The organism is Blastocatellia bacterium (genome assembly GCA_016713405.1).
GTDB lineage: Bacteria > Acidobacteriota > Blastocatellia > Chloracidobacteriales > JADJPF01 > JADJPF01.
Genome location: JADJPF010000001.1, coordinates 274,689 through 292,683, shown reverse-complemented (window position 1 = coordinate 292,683; position 17,995 = coordinate 274,689). Strand labels below are relative to the sequence as shown.

The 17,995-nt window shown below is 33.1% G+C and carries 12 protein-coding genes; 3 read left to right on the top strand and 9 right to left on the bottom strand.

Going from position 1 to position 17,995, the window contains the following annotated elements; all coding sequences use genetic code 11:
• Nucleotides 1-16: 16 nt before the first annotated feature.
• The 3 genes from IPK14_01215 to IPK14_01205 form a co-directional block, all read right to left on the bottom strand.
• Nucleotides 17-3,586, bottom strand: coding sequence for a serine/threonine protein kinase (locus IPK14_01215; GenBank protein MBK7992059.1), 3,570 nt, complete (start codon nt 3,584-3,586; stop codon nt 17-19).
• Nucleotides 3,587-3,781: 195 nt separating this feature from the next.
• The gene (locus IPK14_01210; protein MBK7992058.1) at nt 3,782-5,536 is read right to left on the bottom strand and encodes a hypothetical protein; all 1,755 of its coding nucleotides are present in this window, start codon (nt 5,534-5,536) and stop codon (nt 3,782-3,784) included.
• 183 nt (nt 5,537-5,719) lie between these two features.
• Nucleotides 5,720-7,471 carry a hypothetical protein gene (locus IPK14_01205; protein ID MBK7992057.1) on the bottom strand — a complete coding sequence of 584 codons (1,752 nt, stop codon included), beginning with the start codon at nt 7,469-7,471 and terminating at the stop codon, nt 5,720-5,722.
• Between the two features lie 200 nt (nt 7,472-7,671).
• Between IPK14_01205 and IPK14_01200 the strand changes: the two genes are divergently transcribed.
• Nucleotides 7,672-8,244, top strand: coding sequence for a hypothetical protein (locus IPK14_01200; GenBank protein ID MBK7992056.1), 573 nt, complete (start codon nt 7,672-7,674; stop codon nt 8,242-8,244).
• Between the two features lie 122 nt (nt 8,245-8,366).
• On the opposite strand, the gene IPK14_01195 is transcribed toward IPK14_01200, so the two are convergent.
• From IPK14_01195 to IPK14_01185, 3 genes are read right to left on the bottom strand one after another with little or no spacing between them, the layout of a single operon-like run.
• Entirely contained in the window at nt 8,367-10,340 is a 1,974-nt protein-coding gene (locus IPK14_01195) for a S9 family peptidase (protein MBK7992055.1), read from the bottom strand.
• Complete coding sequence (locus IPK14_01190) at nt 10,337-10,537, bottom strand: hypothetical protein (protein MBK7992054.1); 201 nt, start codon at nt 10,535-10,537, stop codon at nt 10,337-10,339. Before IPK14_01190 ends, IPK14_01195 begins: the two co-directional genes overlap by 4 nt.
• 31 nt (nt 10,538-10,568) lie before the next feature.
• Nucleotides 10,569-11,048 (bottom strand): FxsA family protein, encoded by a 480-nt coding sequence (locus tag IPK14_01185; GenBank protein ID MBK7992053.1) that lies wholly within the window; start codon nt 11,046-11,048, stop codon nt 10,569-10,571.
• A gap of 180 nt (nt 11,049-11,228) precedes the next feature.
• Here IPK14_01185 and IPK14_01180 point away from each other — a divergent pair, with 180 nt between their 5' ends.
• The gene (locus IPK14_01180; GenBank protein MBK7992052.1) at nt 11,229-12,749 is read left to right on the top strand and encodes a serine/threonine protein kinase; all 1,521 of its coding nucleotides are present in this window, start codon (nt 11,229-11,231) and stop codon (nt 12,747-12,749) included.
• Between the two features lie 6 nt (nt 12,750-12,755).
• Here IPK14_01180 and IPK14_01175 read toward each other — a convergent pair whose 3' ends face one another.
• Both IPK14_01175 and typA read right to left on the bottom strand, forming a co-directional pair.
• Nucleotides 12,756-13,154: a DUF488 domain-containing protein gene (locus IPK14_01175; protein MBK7992051.1), complete on the bottom strand. Its 399-nt coding sequence runs from the start codon at nt 13,152-13,154 to the stop codon at nt 12,756-12,758.
• A complete protein-coding gene (gene typA / locus IPK14_01170) occupies nt 13,154-15,061 on the bottom strand; it encodes a translational GTPase TypA (GenBank protein MBK7992050.1) in 1,908 nt (635 codons plus the stop codon). Before typA ends, IPK14_01175 begins: the two co-directional genes overlap by 1 nt.
• A gap of 315 nt (nt 15,062-15,376) precedes the next feature.
• On the opposite strand from typA, the gene IPK14_01165 reads away from it, so the two are divergent.
• On the top strand, nt 15,377-16,408 hold the full coding sequence (locus tag IPK14_01165) for a hypothetical protein (GenBank protein MBK7992049.1): 1,032 nt from the start codon (nt 15,377-15,379) through the stop codon (nt 16,406-16,408).
• Nucleotides 16,409-16,570: 162 nt separating this feature from the next.
• Here IPK14_01165 and IPK14_01160 read toward each other — a convergent pair whose 3' ends face one another.
• A complete protein-coding gene (locus tag IPK14_01160) occupies nt 16,571-17,977 on the bottom strand; it encodes a tetratricopeptide repeat protein (protein MBK7992048.1) in 1,407 nt (468 codons plus the stop codon).
• Nucleotides 17,978-17,995: the final 18 nt, after the last annotated feature.

The window sequence follows — 17,995 nt, the reverse complement described above, 5'->3', positions numbered from 1 at the left end:
AGGAATGAGAGAATGGTTAATTGTTAAGAGGATATTTTCCATATCTATAAACTAAATCTTTGCCAAAAGTGGGCTTATCTCGATCAAGACCATAAGCTATTTTTCCATTATTATCTTGACCATCAACACCAGCAAACCAAATAACAGGCTTATCATCTTCTAAGCGATAACCTATTTTTTTGTTAGTAGCTACATCAATTTGAGGGTTAAGACCTAAACCATTAATGGCTAAATCCAAAGTATCAGGAAATTTTCCATGCTCTTTTTTATAAGCTGAAGCAGCAGCAAAAACTGTAACTCCATTACCAAATGAATTAGCAACATATAAACTTTTCATTGTGGCTAACATATTTGGTATAGAAATATAAAACATAGTACGAGCAATAGTATCACTAGGAGATAAACTTAAAATATCGTCTAATTCTTTGTTAAGCAACTCCTGATAAATTTTTTGTGTAGAAGCAAAATCCCAATTTTCTAAAACGCTGCTAACTTTTTGCAAATACTGTTTATTAACTATATGCAAACTATTATAAGTTCTAATACATAGGCCAGGAAAGGCTCTTATCCATTGAACTTTGCTAGAAGAACCAAAAAATGGCCATTCTTCATTAAGAGAAGAATAATTGCTTTTTATTAATGCCTCTTCCATAGAAATATCCATAGCTTGAGTTTCCCAAACAAGAGCTTGATAAGCGTTGGGCATACGGCGATCTTGTTCATCTACAAATCTAGCAATTTCCTTGTCCATTTCTGATGTAGTAGTGCCAAAGTAAATTACAGCAAATAATGATTTTGCAGCAATTGCACGACATATAATAGAAATTAAGCTAGAAATTAAAGTGGTGTTAGCTTCTGCTCCAATATCTGTAACCATTTTATAGTTGGCTAGAGCTAGTTCTACGGCTTGTTGTGTTTTTCCTTGATCTAGTAAACGGCGCACTTCTGCGGCAGCTAAAATAGTTAAAGCACGTATTTGTAGTAAGTTAGGAGTTTGAGAATTAATAGTAGCTGGTGACTCATTATAAAATTGAGCTTTAGGACGTTTTGCACCTTTAAGTAAATGCTTTATAGCTTCTTTATGGCTATCTAAATAAGATAGTTGTTGCTCATTAAAATCCTCTTCTCTTAAAGCTACTTTTTCTAAATTAGAAAAACCAGGATTTTTTATTTGTTGACGTATCATTTCTCCAACAAATTCCTGTGAAGGTTTGTTATTGGTGTAACTAAAGCCAATAGGAAACTCTAACATATCTTGTAGAGCTAAATCATATTCAAACCAAGCATTTTCTTCATTTGATAATTTTTCAATAACTGGACGTTCAGGGATAAAAGGTTTGCCAAATGGAGGAATAATCAAAATATAAGAAAAACTAGAAAACACAATTGATAAAACTAAAGATACTGCAACTAAAACTTTGCGACGGCGGGAAAATCTTAATTTTTCAGAAATTTCTATTTCTTCTAAACCTTTTTGTTGATAAACAATTTCACCATTAGCTTCTCTAGCTTTGAAATAAAGCAATGCTATTGCCATATCAATTAATGGGTTAACTATAATCATAAATAGTCCTGGCAATAATATTGTTGCTATCAAAGAAATAGTTAAAGAATACTGTTCTGACTGTCCCAAAGTAACATAGCAAACCATAACGCTAACTAAAAAAAGAAAAAAGCTAATAACCTTAGTAATTAAAAATCTTAGTTTTAAGCTAGAAGCTAGAGAATAAAGTTTTGTTACTAATTCTTTAGAAGATTGTCTTACTTGATAAGGCTGTTTATTTTCTAATACTAAACTTGGGCTAGTAAATGAAGAATAAACTAAAGATCGAAAAGCTGGAAAAATAAATTTCCAAATTTGCGAAACTGCTGCTAAGTAATTTTGCAACGCAGTAATAAGTATTTGTCCTAGGTGTTTATTCAAGCCTAAAATTACTTTAGTTGAAGAAATAGTACCTGTTTCTTGAAATTGTTTAACAGCTAAAGTAAATGCTCCTGTGCTTACTTCTCCTGTTAACAAAATACCAAGTAAAGGAAAAATCCACCAAATTAATTGAAAAATACCCTCAAGTGGAAAAGTAAAATTTAATTGAACTAAACTTGCTGTAAGTAAACTACTAAATAAGATAAAAATAAAGTTTATTACAATAGAAACACTTGTTATTGGAAAAAATTCTTTCCAGTAAATACCAAAAGCTTGATGTATTAAAGGGATTTCCCCTTCAGAGTTAGCGCGAAGTGCTGTAGCAAAAGCTTTAGCACTAATAATGCGCTCTTGTGGCTTTTTAGCTAAAGCAGCCATTACTAGATCAGCAATTGAAGAAGGAATATTTTTTCTTTTCTTTTGTAAAGGGATTGGAGCAGTTTCTGTATGTTGCTGAATTAACTGATACATATCACCTGTAAAAGGTGTTTCTCCTGTTAGCATCTCATAGGCAATTACACCTAAGCTATAAATATCTGAGCTTTTTTCTAAGGCTTGGCCGCTACATTGTTCTGGAGACATATAAAGAGGTGTTCCTAAAACCATCCCAACACGAGTTAGCCATTCTGGGACGGATTGAGGATCTAAATTACCTGCTGTTTGTGATGGCTCCATAATTTTAGTTTCTTTTTCATCAGTAAAAATCATTACTCCTTCATTATCAGACGTTCGATGTTTATTAGTTTTAATCTTTTGATAATCAAAAGATAAAGAAATTTTATCTGGGTCTACTGTAGGAAGCAGATTGCTTAGAGGAGTAGAAAGATTTGTTGTAGGTTGTGAAGAATGAAGTTTAGCAAGGCCAAAATCTAGCACTTTAACGTGATAGCTACCTCTACCATCAGGTTCTAGCCAAATGTTATCTGGTTTTAGGTCACGATGGATAATGCCTTGGCTATGTGCTTCCTCAATGGCTGAACAAATTTGCTCTAGGATATCAATAGTAAAACTTACAGGTAGCTTTCCTTTTTTCTTTAGTAAAGCTCCTAGAGTCAAGCCTTTTAAATATTCCATCACTAAATAAGCAACCTGTGCTGCACCAAAAGCAGCAATACCAAAATCAGTAACATTAACAACATTAGGATGAGAAAGCCGTCCAGCAGCTTCAGCTTCTCGCTTAAAGCGTTCTACAAACTCAGTATGTGCCATAAATTGAGGAGCAATTACTTTTAAGGCTACAGGTCGTTTAGTACCTAAATGTATAGCTTGATAAACTGCTCCCGTTCCACCTTGGCCTAATAGTTTTTCTATTAAGTATTTTCCATCTACAACACGTCCTGTAAGCTGTTCCAAAAAAGCTTCTTTACTATTGCTAGCTAGGTTTTCCTTTTCGTGTTTAACCAATTTAGCTGCAAAATTAGCCGCAGGTTTTTCTAAAAATGATTCTGCTTCCTCATGTGCAATAAGCAAAGAAAGAACTTCTTTATATAGCTCCTGGTTTTGATAACAAGCTGTAGCTAAAAATTCTCTTCTATTTTCTTTAGGTGTTTCTAAAGCTTGTCCAAATATTTCTTTGACTTTTTCCACCAAGTCTATTTTCATAGTAACCATACTTTCGCTTAGATCCTGTTTTGCTTTGTAGATTGAAATAATAGTGTTCATAGAACGCCTCCTTACATAATAAGTGGCGACAATTAAAAGAATTTTCTATCTAATTTTTTGCTGAATTTTTTAATTTTAATCACTTTTTTTAACCTCTTAGAATATTTGTATTATTTAAAAACATAACAAAAAAGCCTAGCTATAATCACTAGGCTTTTTCAAGAAAATTAAAGGAGTTTTTGATATTTGCTTCAATTATTGGCCTTTTTTGTGGAAAGGAATTTCACCATACTTAAATATTAAGTCCTTACCTGCAATAGAAGAAACACGTTCTTCAATAGTATATGGAGTTTGTCCACCATTATCTTGACCATCAGCACCAGCAAACCAAATTATAGAATTAGCATTTTCTAGGCGATAACCTATTTGTTTACCTGTAGCAAGATCTACTGGAGTTGAAAGACCTGCTTCAGACATTGCCATTTCTAAAGTAGCAGGAAATTGATTCTGGTTCTTTTTATAAGCCGAAATTGCAGCAAATGCAGTAAGTGATTGTCCCATGTTGTTACTGTTATAAAAGCTCTTCATTGTTGCTGCTCCACTAGGAAGAGAAATATAGACCAAGTTGGCAGCAATATAAGTGGCTGGATCATATACATTTTGAAATACTTTAGACTCCATTTCTTTGTTAAATTCTTCTAAGGCTTGAAAATCCCAATTTTCTAAACCTGGTTGTAATTGTTTTAAGCAATTTTGAGTTATGTCTATCAAGCTATTATAAATTCTTACTCTTAGGCCAGGAAAATATTTAGCTAAATTTTCAGCAGCAACTGGAACAGGAGATATATCATTATTAAATTTACTAAGGTTATTGTTAAGTAGTATATCTTCAAAAGAATTTTGAGATGCTTGTAAATCAACAGATAAAGCTTGAAAAGCATTTGGCATACGGCGGTCTTGGGCTGAAATTTGACGAGCAATTTCTATATCCATTTTGGCATCTGTAGCTTGTGAATAAATAATAGTAAATAAAGATTTTGCAGCAATACCACGACAGACAACAGAAATAAGACTAGCAATTAAAGAAGCATTAGGTTCGGCCCCAACATCGGTTGCCATCTCATAGTTAGCTAGTGCCAGTTCTACAGCTTCTTGTGTTTTACCTTCAGAAATTAAACGTTGTACTTGCGCACTAGCTACAATAGATAAACCTCTCATTTGTAAAAGGTTTGGAACGCGTGTAGTAAAAGTAGGCATTTCACTAGTAAACTGGGATTTAGAAAGCTTAGAACCAGCTATTAAATGTTTAAATGTAGCTTGGTGCTTGTCTAAATAAGACAGTTGTTTTTCATTAAATTTTTCTTCCTCTAAAGCTACTTTTTCTAATCCAACATAACCGGGATTACTCATTTGTTTAATAGATAAATCCCCAATAATTTCTTGCACAGATTTATCTGCTGTTTTACTAGCAACCATTGGGAAATCTAACATATCTTGAATAGCTAAATTATACTCAACCCATGCATTTTCTGAGTCGTCTACTTTTTCAATAGTCAAACGGCTGGGCTTAAAGGCTATTGCTGAAGGAGGAACCATAGCAATATATGAAAAACTACCAACTAAGATAGAAAGAGCTAAAGCACCTGCGGTAAGAACTTTGCGAAAAGGAGTAAAGCGCATACGCTCAGAAAGTGTAGCTTCTTCAGATGAGCCTGTATGCCCAAAATTGCTATTTTTAGCTTGTCGGGACTTAAAGTATAAAGAAGCTATTGCCATACTAGTTAATGGGCTAGCAATAATCATAAAAAGTGCTGGAACTATTAAAGTAGAAACAATTGTGCCTACTGCACGAGAAAAAAAGTTCGTTCCTGTAGAGCCGAACCAAGCCATATTGATTAAAAAAGTAGCAATAAATAATGCAAATGCTACTATTTTTATAAATATGCTTCTTAGTTGTAGTGAAAATGTTAGTGAGTAAAATTTGTTTACTAAGTCTTGATAGTTTTTCATAATCTAAAACTCCCTTAATTTATGTTTTATTTTCACTAATGCATGGCGATAGGAAAAAAGTTTTCCTATCAAAATTTTTTCTAATTTTTCCAAATTTTTCCAGAAAATTTTTAATTAAAACAAAAAGGTGTGGAAACCGTTTCCACACCCTCTATTAATTTAAGTTTTTGGACTAAAGGTAAGTTACTTACTAAGAGGTAATTTGCCATAGCTATAGACTAAATCCTTACCTGCAATAGCTTGATCTCGTTCAACTGCTGGATAGGCTACTTGCCCATTGTTATCTTGACCATCAACTCCAGCAAACCATACTATAGGGGTACTATTTTCTAAACGATAGCCAATTTCCTTACCAGTAGCTACATCAATTTGAGGAGTAAGACCTGTATTTTTCAAAGCTAAGTCTAAAGTGTTAGGAAATTGTCCATGTTCTTTTTTATAAGCTGAAGCGGCAGCAAAGATTGTAATCGTTTCACCAAATGAACCACCTACATATAAGCTTCTCATTGTGGCAGCAATATTTGGTAAGGAAACATAAAACATAGTACGGGCAACCATATCACTAGGAGACAACCTTAAAATATCTGTATAGCCTACATTTAATAAATCTTTATAAACTTCTCTTGTAGAAGCAAAATCCCAACTTTCTACACTTTTTCGTACTTTGTTAACATGTTCTTGATTAAGAGCATAAAGGCTATTAAAGGTTCTAACACGAAGTCCTGGAAATACCTTAAATAATTGTTCAGCACCAGAACCAGATAAATAAGATTCGTCACCAGCAAATTTAAGAATATTATTTTTTACTAAAATTTCTTCCATAGAAACATTCATAGCTTGAGTTTCCCAAAGCATACTTTGATAAGCATTAGGCATACGGCGATCTTGTTCATCAACTCGTCTAGCAATTTCTTTATCCATTTCCGCTGTTGTTTTTCCAGAATAAATTACATTAAATAAAGATTTTGCAGAAACTCCACGACATACAATAGCAATTAATGCAGAAATTAAAGTGCTATTGCTTTCTGCTCCAACATCAGTTGCCATTTCATAATTAGCTAAAGCTAGCTCTACAGCTTCTTGAGCTTTTCCTTGATCTAGTAAGCGGCGTGTTTCTGCTGCCGCTAAAAGTGTTAAACCTCTGATTTGTAAAAGATTTGGAACAGGTGAAACAAAAGTAGGTATTTCAGAATGAAACTGAGTTTTAGAAAGCTTTGCACCAGCAATTAAATGCTTAATTGCACCTTGATGTTTATCTAAATAAGCAAGTTGTGCCTCATTAAATTCTTCTTCACCTAAAGCCACTTTTTCTAAATTAGAAAAACCTGGTTCTTTCATTTGTTGAATAGTTAAATTACCTAGAAGTTCTTGTACAGATTTATCAGGAACTTTACTAGCAGCAAGCGGAAAATCCAACATATCTTGAATAGCTAAATTATATTCTCCCCAAGCATTTTCTGAATCTGCTACTTTTTCAATAGCTGGTCGAACCATTGTTGCTGTTGCTGCTGGAGGAACCATAGCAACATAAGAGAAACCACTAGCTAACATAGAAAGGGCTAGTGCGCCAGCAGTCAAAACCTTACGAAAAGGAGTAAACTTCATACGCTCGGAAAGTATTGCTTCTTCAGATGAGCCTGTATGTCCATAACTGCTATTTTTAGCTTGCCGAGTCTTAAGATATAAAGAAGCAATAGTCATGCTAGTTAGCGGGCTAGCAATAATCATAAAAAGTGCAGGAACAGCTAAAGTTGAAGCAATTGTACCTACTGCACGAGAAAAAAAGTTTGTCTCTGTAGGGTCAAACCAAGACATATTGATTAAAAAAGTAGCAATAAATAATGCAAATGCTACTATTTTTATTAATATACTTCTTAATTGAAGTGAAAATGTTAGTGAATAAAATTTATTTAATAAACGTTGATAGTCTTTCATAATGTAACTCCCTTTCGTATAATTAACTTGTATTTTACTTTCACTAATATATGGCGATGGGAAAAAATTTTTTCTATCAAAATTTTTCCAGAATTTTGCAGGAAAATTTTTACTTTGGGGAATAAAAGTTTTTGTTAGTGTCTTTAAACTTTGCAAAGAAAATTAGTAGAATAGACACACTTAATTTTAGGAATAAAAAAATGAAAAAATATAAGATTGCTATTATTACCTGCTTATTAACCCTTTTCTTATCAATAACTTTTACTAATACAAATAATACAGTTAACGCTCAAAATGACGAGTTTATTGCTAATTTAGAAAATTTAGAACAACTCCTTAACTCAAAAGCTGCTCGTCAAAATATGATTCCACCTATAAAGAAGAAAAAAATGCTAGCCTGGTTAAAGGCTGGACGATATAAAGAGCAATTTTTAGCTGAACCTACTGTTCATCCTTCAACTGGCCCACATGGTGGTAACGTTCGTACTTTCTACAATCCTATTTTAGTAGAAAATTTACGAGCAGGTAAAAATACTTGGGATATTGGGGCTTCAATGGTTAAGGAGCTTTACCTTGGTAGTACAACGCAGGTAAGTGGTTATTCTGTAATGATTAAAGTAGAAGAACAAAGCGGTAATGATGGAAATGGTTGGGTTTTCTTTGAGACTTTTAGCGGTTCTGCCGATGGTGCCTTTTATGGTCAAGGTCTTAGGCTTTGCTCTAATTGCCATCGCGCAGGAACAGATTTTCTTTTAGCAACTTTTCGACCTTAGTTTTTTTCATGGTTTTTTGGCTATTTTCAGTTGTGTGATCTTAAATCTCTCACAAATGCAAAAGCCACTATCAAAAGTAATAACTTGGTAGTGGCCTTATTATTTTTAAGTTGAAAATCTTTCTATTTTAGTAAGTGTTCTTCAAAAAATACACTTAATGCACTTAGATAGAATTCTTGGTTAACTTTTTTGCGAAATCCATGACCTTCATCATTTGCTAGCAAATACCAGACTACACCACCATTATTTTTTACTGTTTTTACCATTTGTTCTGCTTCGCTTAGTGGTACACGAGGATCATTTTTTCCTTGTACAACAAAAAGTGGCTTAGTAATTTTACTAGCATTATTTGTAGGAGAAATATTTAGCAAAAATTCTTTCATTTTAGGATCGCGTTCATCTCCATATTCTGGACGGCGTAGGTCACGACGATATTCTTGAGTGCTTTCCAGAAAAGTAACAAAATTACTTATTCCTACAATATCAACAGCGCATTTTAAGCGTGCATTAAAATGTGTCATACAAGCCAAAGACATATAACCGCCATAAGAACCACCAATTACAGCAACACGGCTAGGGTCAAGTTCTGGACGTGTTGCAATCCAGTCCAATAATTTACCTATATCCTTTACAGAATCCTCCCGCTTAAAACCATTATCTAGCTCTAAATAAGTCTTTCCATAACCACTTGAACCACGAACATTTGGAACTAACACGGCTGCACCCAATTCATTTACCCAATAGTTAATAGTTGCATTAAATGATGGGCGAGATTGACCTTCAGGGCCTCCATGAATATTAATAATTACAGGTAAAGATTTTTTATCCGTTTTTGGTTTGTAATAAAAAGCAGGAATTAATCGAGCTTTTCCATCTATGTTGTCAAAACTTGGATATTCAATCAATTCAGGATTAACAAAACTATCTGGATTTAATCCTCCTACTTCGCTAGTTGTCCAACGAGTAACAGTTTTATTACTTAAGTCATAAGAATAGACATCGCCTGGCGTTTGAGCAGAACTAAAACTAAAACCTAGCTGTGTACTAGTTGGATCAAAATCTAGTCGCCCAATTACACCTTTTTCTAGTGCTACATTTTGTGGATTAGAAAAATTTGCTGTATTGGTTAAGTAAAGTTTGCTAATTCCACCTTCATTGACAGCATATGCAAACCATTGTCCGTTATCCGACACAGCAATATTTTCAATATTCCAATTCAAATTTGGTAAAAGAATCTGTTTTTTATTTGTAGCTAAATCATAGTAGGTAAGTTGTAAAAATTCGCTTCCTTCATCCGAAGCATAATAAATGCCTTTACCATCAGCAGAAAATTGCGCATCTTGGTAAGAAATTTTTTTAGTTTTTTGAGTTGGGTTGATTTCTTTTAGCTCACCTGTGGCAACATCTAAGACAAACAAATAGCTTTCATTAGCAGAAATATAATTATTAATTAATAGTTTACTGTCATCTGCTGACCAATCTTGAACATTCCATTGTCCAACAACCTCTTTTAACAACTTAACAGTTTTTAAGTCTTTTCCTTCCATCAAATAGATATCAAAATCTCGGTTATTACGTTTAGTGCTAACAAATGCAGCCCTATCGCCTTTATTTGACCAAACAAAAGATTCATTACGAGACTTTCCATCTGTTAATAAAGTATGTCGTCCACTTTCTTCATCAAACCAGTAAAATTGAAAAAATTCTCCTCCGCCTCTGTCCATAGCAAAAACAAAGCCTTTATGCTCTTTACTTCGACTATAAGAAGCATTAGCTACGGGTTCACGAAAAAAAGTTAATTGCTTACGATAAGAATTTGGGCTAGCAACATAATGTAGTTGAGCAGAATCACCAAATCTTGTAGAAATCAAAACACCTTTGTTTACAGGGTGCCAGCCCATAAAAGTTGCTGCTCTAACATTTTGATACTGTGCCGTGCGTTCAAAGATTGGCTGGGAAATTTCTGGAATATTTTCTAAAACTAAATTACCTATCTGTTTTCTACCTTCTTTAGACGTTTCAGAAAGGTTTTCTTGTGCAAGTAAATTACCGCTTAAATAAAATATTACCAATAAAGATAAAATAAATTTTCTCATTTGCCTAAAATCTCCAAAATATCATCTTTAACTTCTTGTAAAAAAATAGGATCTGTTTCTGGATCAGAAACTAGTTGTTGCAGTTGTTCTGGAGTGTGAACAAAAGAATATTCTGCTAATGATTGAAAAACATCTGTTAAAATTCTTTCTGCTAGCTCATTTTTATCTTGATCATCAACACCATTAATTCGTGCCATTATTTCTACCTCAAAAGATTTTATTTTTAGACTACTTTTCAACTTTAATATCAATTACATTCTCATCACGACGAGAAAAATTATCTACATTCATTCCAAAAGGTAGCGAGAAAAATTTCATTGCTCCGCCATTAATTTGATTATCAATCATTTGTTTAACACGATTTTTGATATATTCTCTAATTGGACGACGTACAGTAGGAATCATTAATAATAAACCTGTTAAATCGCTTAATACTCCAGGGGTGATCAAAAATGCTGCTGCTACTAACAGTAATGCCCCGTCCAAAACGGCTGTAGTCGGTTCTTGTTCAAGCCGTAGTGCAGCTTTGATTCTACTAATTGCTTGACGACCTTCCCTTTTAGCTAAGTATGCTCCTAGCATTCCAGGTACTACAATCATTGCAATAGTTGCCCAAATATTTGTGTATTGTGTTAATAAAACCAGTAGATATGTTTCAACTACTGTAATTACAGTAAAAAGTAAAAAGAGTTTACCTATTAATTTCATAGCTTTTTTCCTCAAAAATTAATAGTAGCAGACGAGAAAATTTTTGTCTGATTTAATACCGAAATTAATAGAAAATTTGCTTTCTCTTTTTTATAAAAATTAGTTAATCTGTAAAAGGCTTGCAAGCTAAACTTAATAGATTGATAATAGCCCAAACAAACTAATGTCTGAGGCAAATAGATGTTTTGTACACAGTGCAATAAATCCTATGATAAAAAAACCGTTTTCTGCCCAATTCATGGGCGTAAATTGATAAATGACCCAAAAGAAGCTGTATTAGGTCAAATTATCGATAATAAATACTTAATTGAAACCGAGGTTGGAGAAGGTGGAACAGGCACTGTTTATCAAGCACGTCATGTTAAATTAGATATGACTTGTGCTATAAAAATCTTACATAATAAATTTACTGATGATCCTGTTGCAATAGAACGTTTTCGACGTGAAGCCTATGCTTCTATGCAAATACGCCATCCTAATGCTATTGCTGTTATGGACTTTGGCACTACTCCAAACAATTTAGTTTATGTAGTAATGGAATATTTAGTTGGAATAACTTTAAGAGACCGCCTAGAACAAAAACCTATTTTTACTATTCAAGAAGCTAATGCCTTAATGCAACCTATTTGTGAAGCAGTAAATGTTGCTCATAAAGTTGGTATTGTCCATCGAGACTTAAAACCAGAAAATATTTTTCTTGACCATAGCAAAGGAAATGAGGAAGTAGTAAAAGTTCTAGATTTTGGAATTGCTCGTATGACAAGTGTTACTGAAGATCAACAAAAACGTGCAATGCGACTTACTCAAGAAGGTATCTTAATTGGTACACCTCATTATATGTCACCAGAACAATGCTATGGGCGTGATGTTGATGCAAGGTCAGATGTTTATGCTTTAGGAATAATGCTTTATGAAATATTAACTGGTCAACTCCCATTTGATGATCGTTCGCTTTCAATTGTAGCAGTAAAACAAGCACGTGAAAAAGCTAGACCTACTTATGAAATAAATCCTAATGTGCCTCATATTGTTAATGCTGTTGTAATGAAAGCAATGGAAAAAAAAGCGGAAAATCGCCCTCCCTCAGTGATGGCATTTGCCCAAGAACTCCAAAGTGTAGTCAAAATGGTATCAGAAAAAGAATTTCAATCCGTTTTTCTTAATGCTAGTGATGAAGACTTAGAAGCAGCACTTTTACTTACTAATCTTACTTCTGGTAACTCTCGTTTTGATCAAATAGATCCAAGGGACAAATCCAAGGAAAGGTTTTTAGAAAAATCCTTTGCTCCTGAAAGAAGACGTAATACTAAACCCTTAGTAGCAAATCCAGAAAATAACTTAACCGAACAAACTACAAACCAAACAACCTACTTTAATCAAAATCGTACAGTAAACACTTACCTTTCTTTAACTAGCAATGAACTTACAGTAGTAAAAAATATTAGAAACTCTGATGATGAGTTTACCGAAGAAAATCCTACTTTTAATGCTATTAGAATAGAAGATCCTGCTGTAATAGAAGGACTCTATGAACAACTCCTACATTTAATTAAAGAAACTCCTATTTTGATGCAAATAATTGCATCTGATCTGGAAACTAAAAAGCCTATTGATATGGTTTTTTTAACAGAATTGAAATATGCAGTTGACAATATCCGTAATATTATCTTCCGTTTAGAAAAAACTGCCTCAAAATTTTAGTTAATTTTAACTAGCAGTCTTTAGCTCTCCATTTGGGTAAATATCTATTACCGATAATTTTTGAGCAAGTAAAGGAGGAGTAAGAATTAGTTTGCGGTGACATTTAGTAGGTAAACTTTCAGCACACATTAAACATATATTCTGACCTTGACTTAATTTAACAATTTCTTGTAATCCTCGATCAAAATCTTCTTTTGGTGCTTGGATTTTCCAACCTAGTTCAGGAAAATGAATATAAAGTATTTTTTCTGCTCCCAAAGCAGCAATTAAAGCTTTTTGGTTAAATTGCGGCCAACGTGATCTTGGCACTGCTCGCACATCTGCCAATATTTGAATATTGTTTGTTTTAAGCAATGCCAAGAAAGTTTCTATAGTTTGTCGTCCATGTCCTACTGTGAAAATCATTATTCGTCTTGATTTGTATCAACAAGATTTGATTTAACTTTTCTCATATTGGAAGCTAGAATTCTTTTACGTAATCTAATTGAAGTAGGTGTAATTTCTACAAGCTCATCATCTTTGATATGAGCTAAAGCATCTTCTAAAGTAAGCTGTTTAACAGGTACTAAGCGGATAGCTTCATCTGCTGTAGAAGCACGCATATTAGTTAATTTTTTATCTTTAATTGCATTAACATCTAAGTCCACAGCTTTAGCATTTTCACCTATAATCATACCTTCATAAACTGGAACACCTGCACCAACAAGAAGTTGACCCCGTTCTTGTAAATTATAGAGTGCATAGGCAGTTGTTACCCCTTCACGGTCTGCAACAAGTGATCCTGTTAGCCTAGATTTAATATCTCCTGTCCAAGGTGACCAACGTAAAAACAAAGTATTCATAATACCTGTGCCGCGTGTATCAGTTAAAAACTGACCACGAAAACCAATCAACCCACGAGAAGGAACTTCAAATTCTAGTCTAACTCTTCCCGTCCCATGATTAACCATTTTTATCATTTGCCCTTTTCGTTGTCCAAAAGCCTCTGTCACCACACCAATAAATTGCTCTGGAATGTCAATTACAGCTAGTTCTATAGGCTCGTGTAATTGTCCATCTATCCTTCTAGTAATAACTGTTGGCTTGGACACTTGGACTTCATAGCTTTCTCTGCGCATTTGCTCTAGTAAAATACTTAATTGTAACTCTCCGCGTCCACTAACCTTAAAACTACCAACTCCGCTATCTGAAGTAGTTTGATTAAGTCCAGCTTGAGAATCAGCATCTTCAACTCTTATAGAAACATTACCAAGTAGCTCTTTTTGCAATCTTTCGCGTAGTTTACGAGAAGTGACATATTTTCCATCTCGACCGGAAAAAGGAGAATTATTAACACTAAAAATCATTGAAATTGTAGGTTCATCAATTTGAATTTTAGGCAATGCTACTGGATTTACTTCACTAGAAATAGTTTCACCTATTTCTATTCCTTCAAGTCCAGCTAAAGCTACAATATCCCCAGCTTTAGCTGTTTGTATTGATAATCGTTTTAAGCCTTCAAAGGTATAAAGTTGGGTAATTTTAGTCTTTTGTATCTGTCCTTCTAACTTGCACAAAGAAACTATGTCATTAACGCTAATTGTGCCACCATAAATACGCCCTATAGCAAGCCTTCCAACATATTCATCATAATCAATGTTTGTGACTAAAATTTGTAAATTATCCGTCTCACAAGCTGATGGTGCTGGAATAGTGCGTATAATTTCTTCAAAAAGGGGTTGTAAGGTGTGACTATCATCATCTAAAGCTCTTTTTGCTATACCATCACGAGCAATAGCATAAATGATTGGAAAATCTATTTGATCATCGCTAGCATCTAGTTCAATAAATAAATCATAAATTTCATTAACTACTTCTTGAACTCGTGCATCTTGGCGATCAATTTTATTGACTACTACAATAGGTTTTAAGTTTTGTTCTAATGCCTTGCTTAAAACATAACGAGTTTGTGGTAAAGGCCCTTCGGAAGCATCTACTAATAACATTACCCCATCAACCATTTTTAATACTCGTTGAACTTCTCCGCCAAAGTCAGAGTGTCCAGGGGTATCAAGAATATTAATTTTGACACCACAATAGTTTAATGAGGTATTTTTTGCCATTATGGTAATGCCTCGTTCGCGTTCTAGGTCTAGGTTATCCATTACTCGTTCAGCAACTCGTTCATTAGCTCGAAACATACCTGCCTGTTTTAACATTAAATCTACTAACGTAGTCTTTCCATGATCGACGTGTGCAATAATGGCAATATTACGTATATCTTCGCGCACTGGATTAACAAGTGCGACGCTACTATTTTCTTTTTCTGTCATGTTACTCACTTAAATAAACTCCCAAAAGGAAAATTGAAACTAGGTAGCCTAACAGATCTTTACCATTTCGCCAATGTTTTTATCCGATAGCAAGATAGCTTTGATTTTTAAATAGCAATAAGCTTTAGATTTTTATTCTAAAAATTTTGGATAAAAGACATTTAACCATTGAACCTATTAGACAAAAGTAGGTTAATTACTATTAAAATATTGTTTTTTAAAATACTACACTAGATTTAAGAAATTTAAGCTCCATTGTTAGTTTATAGTTAAGAATAATAATTGCTTTAACACTTTTTTAGTGAGGGTGTAACTATGTCTAAATTAGCTTTTTTATCAAAAATAAATTATAAATTTTATCAAAAACTATTTTTTTGTATTATTTTTATTCTATTAATAATTATTATAAAACCATTTATTAAATTAGATTTTAGTAAACAAAAATTCAATCAAGTTTTTGCTTCTTACCAAAGTAAACTTGCCTATCAAATTGGGGTTTCACCAAAAGAAATTACAATAACAGGCAAAACAAATATTGCAGGTTGTTTAGTTAATTTAGTAAATCCTAACTCAAAATGGTCTGTACTAGCTGATAGTGAAGGCAATTTTAAGCTTCCAGAAATAACTTGGTATCCTGGAAAAAATTATTGCTTAAAACTTTCTTTAGAAAACAATAAATCTTTTCAAACAGAAATTTTTGCTCCCTGGGAATATCCAAAATCAGGAAACCTAGATTTAGGTTTTATTGACCTAGCTCTTGCACTCAAAAATCAGTCTCTAAAAATGCAAACTTCTTATAATTTAATCCCTTTTGACTCAAAAAATAAAAAATATTATGAACAGCTTTACAGCAATATTACCAGTAATATATGTGGTGAAGAAGAAAAAATCATGGCTTTAACAAAATTTGTTTGCCAAAAACGAGTAGCTAAGAAAAAAGTCTCCATTGACATATGGATACCTAGACAACTTTTAGAACCAACCGAGCTTTTTTCTTATACTTGTGGCGAACTTAGCAGCGCGCTCGCTCATTTAGCTTACGCAGGCAATTTTAAGATAAATTACATAGATATGATTTTAAATAAAGATCCTAAGCAAAGACCTTACACTCATGTAGTTACAGAAGTTTATTACCAAGGAAAATGGCATCTCTATGATCCTACTTTTGGCACAGCTTACAGAAACGAGAAAGGAGAAATTGCTAGTTATCAAGAAATTAGATTAAATCCAAAAATTTTAGATAACCCTATTAGACTTCATCCTGAAGCTAAGTTACATACAAACTGGTTACATAATTTATATTCAGAAGGAGTACACCAAAATTTTTCTTTCAGTGAAAATAATTAAAATATTAAAATACTTGAAAACACTGCTATTTGTAACAATTTTTGGTCGCGTTTCAGTAAAGTTGGTAATGCAGTTGCATCCCTTTGTTAAATCGATGTACAAAACAAATGCTAACTTTTTATAACACAACCATTTACTTAATACTCTTAAAAATATTTACCTTCATAATATTAACCTATAAATTAAACTTAATAAATTAGCTGCTTCTTTGTCTTCACTCTTAGATAGTTCTAAGGTTTCTTGTAATTCGTCCACAGCTTTATTGTAATTACCTAAAAATATATAAACTTTTGCAAGACAATAATGAATATCAGACATATTCTTTGATTCATCTGGCAAATCTTCATATTTTTCTAGTAAAGTTTTAATAACCTCTTTTGAGTCTTGCATTTTTTCTTTATCTAATTTTAGGTTATCTAATACTTCATCCCGACTAAATTCATCTCTAATAAAAAAAGAACCTGTTCCAGTAATTGTAAAAAGTAGATTTTCTAATAAGAAAGGACTATTTACATCAAGGTTAAAAGCCTCTCTATAGTGGGCTAAAGCTTCTTTTTTTTCTTCAAGTTTTGTATATGCAATAGATAGATTTTGATGTGCTAAGAGGGAATCTTTTTTTAATAAAATAGCTTTTTGATAGTAGGTTTTAGCTTTTTCCACTGAACCTATAGCCCCTTTATTTTCATAGAGTAAATATATATTTCCAAGAATTAACAAAGCTTCTGGAAAGTTTTTTTGTTGTTCTAGCGCGATTTGCAGTTGAGTTACTGCCTCTGGAAAAAATTTACCTTGATTAAAATAAGAACGTCCTAAATTATAGTGGGCTAAAGAATAATTACCTTGTTTTTGCTTAATTGCTAGCTGGAAATTTGCATTAGCATTCTCAAAATCACCAATAGCTTCATAGGCTAGACCTAAATTATTAAAAGCAGCAGGATAGATTTTTCTTTGTTTGGTGGCTATTTGGTAATGATTTATTGAGTTAGGCAAATCCCCTTGATGAAAAAGAGCAAAAGCCAAGTTAAATTCTGCATCAGGTAAGGAATCCTTGCTCAAAGCAACAGCTTTTTTATAAGACTCAATAGCTTGGTCAATTTCCCCTATTGAATAAAAAGCTACACCTAAGTTTAAGTACGCTTTAGCGTTTTCAGGAAAAATTTTTACTACTTCCTTAAACGAGTTTATTGCTTCATCAAATCTACTTAATTTTATTAAAGTATAGCCAAGGCCAAAATGGGCTAAGTCTAATTTTTCCCTTGCATTAATAGCTTTTTGGTAATTAAAGATAGCATTTTCTAAATCCCCTTTTTCTAATAAAAATTGAGCAGTTTTTAGAAAAGATTTTTTATTTTCTGTAATAGACTTTTTATCTATTTTTTCCTCTATTTTTTCTTCTACAGTTTCAAGTTGACTTTCTCCAGGCTTTAGCCCAAAACGCCGGTTATATTCTGTTGGCAAGTAGCGTCTAGGGTTAATTTCTGTTGTGGCACGCCCAGTTTTGCTACTATCTTCTAGGCCAAAACGCCTTTGTTGAGCTAATATAACTACATTGCATAATAGTAATAGCATAGTAATATAAATTACCTT

Excerpts from the sequence above, each read along its gene's own strand:
- IPK14_01215 (MBK7992059.1), bottom strand. The coding sequence starts at position 3,586 with ATGAACACTATTATTTCAATCTACAAAGCAAAACAGGATCTAAGCGAA.
- IPK14_01210 (MBK7992058.1), bottom strand. The coding sequence starts at position 5,536 with ATGAAAAACTATCAAGACTTAGTAAACAAATTTTACTCACTAACATTT.
- IPK14_01205 (MBK7992057.1), bottom strand. The coding sequence starts at position 7,471 with ATGAAAGACTATCAACGTTTATTAAATAAATTTTATTCACTAACATTT.
- IPK14_01200 (MBK7992056.1), top strand. The coding sequence starts at position 7,672 with ATGAAAAAATATAAGATTGCTATTATTACCTGCTTATTAACCCTTTTC.
- IPK14_01195 (MBK7992055.1), bottom strand. The coding sequence starts at position 10,340 with ATGAGAAAATTTATTTTATCTTTATTGGTAATATTTTATTTAAGCGGT.
- IPK14_01190 (MBK7992054.1), bottom strand. The coding sequence starts at position 10,537 with ATGGCACGAATTAATGGTGTTGATGATCAAGATAAAAATGAGCTAGCA.
- IPK14_01185 (MBK7992053.1), bottom strand. The coding sequence starts at position 11,048 with ATGAAATTAATAGGTAAACTCTTTTTACTTTTTACTGTAATTACAGTA.
- IPK14_01180 (MBK7992052.1), top strand. The coding sequence starts at position 11,229 with ATGTTTTGTACACAGTGCAATAAATCCTATGATAAAAAAACCGTTTTC.
- IPK14_01175 (MBK7992051.1), bottom strand. The coding sequence starts at position 13,154 with ATGATTTTCACAGTAGGACATGGACGACAAACTATAGAAACTTTCTTG.
- typA (MBK7992050.1), bottom strand. The coding sequence starts at position 15,061 with ATGACAGAAAAAGAAAATAGTAGCGTCGCACTTGTTAATCCAGTGCGC.
- IPK14_01165 (MBK7992049.1), top strand. The coding sequence starts at position 15,377 with ATGTCTAAATTAGCTTTTTTATCAAAAATAAATTATAAATTTTATCAA.
- IPK14_01160 (MBK7992048.1), bottom strand. The coding sequence starts at position 17,977 with ATGCTATTACTATTATGCAATGTAGTTATATTAGCTCAACAAAGGCGT.